This window comes from Methanoculleus sp. MH98A (assembly GCF_000691865.1).
Taxonomy (GTDB): domain Archaea; phylum Halobacteriota; class Methanomicrobia; order Methanomicrobiales; family Methanoculleaceae; genus Methanoculleus.
Genome location: NZ_JMIO01000296.1, coordinates 1 through 476, shown reverse-complemented (window position 1 = coordinate 476; position 476 = coordinate 1). Strand labels below are relative to the sequence as shown.

The 476-nt window shown below is 50.4% G+C and carries 1 protein-coding gene; it reads right to left on the bottom strand.

From position 1 onward, the window contains the following. Positions 1-370: transglutaminase domain-containing protein (locus EI28_RS13040; RefSeq protein WP_048115537.1), on the bottom strand; the 370-nt coding region annotated here is incomplete at its 3' end. Positions 371-476 lie beyond the last annotated feature (106 nt).

The following is a 476-nucleotide window of genomic DNA, read 5'->3' as shown; positions in this document are numbered from 1 at the left end:
GTCCACCTGGGTGCTTGGCCTGCCAGTCTAGGTTAAGCCAGTACCGTGTTTGTCCACCTTCGTTTGTGGTTCTGTATGCGATGCTCTCGCATTTGTATCTCTGGCAGATGTAATCTGCAACGTTTTGAAGGTCACTCTTGCTTGAAGAGACATAGACCTCCGCGTAGGCATGTCCTCCTCCACCAGTATTGGATGCTATGATAATCCGGGAGGTGCCTCCTATTGCCTGTATCGATGACGCCGTGAGGATCGCGAAATCGTCACAGTCCCCCTTTAACCCGAGATTGATCGTTCTGCTTGCCGGCGAGTAGTAGTTGAAGCCTTTGGGGTCGTTCACGTAAGTCCATCGCTTGTAGATCTTCTCCCACATATCGCATATCTGCGCGAAATTGTAATTCCCGCCATGACTTCTATCGATCAAACTCAGAGCGTAATCTCTGGTTGTGGGATCGGTATAATCCATCGCCTCAGCGACT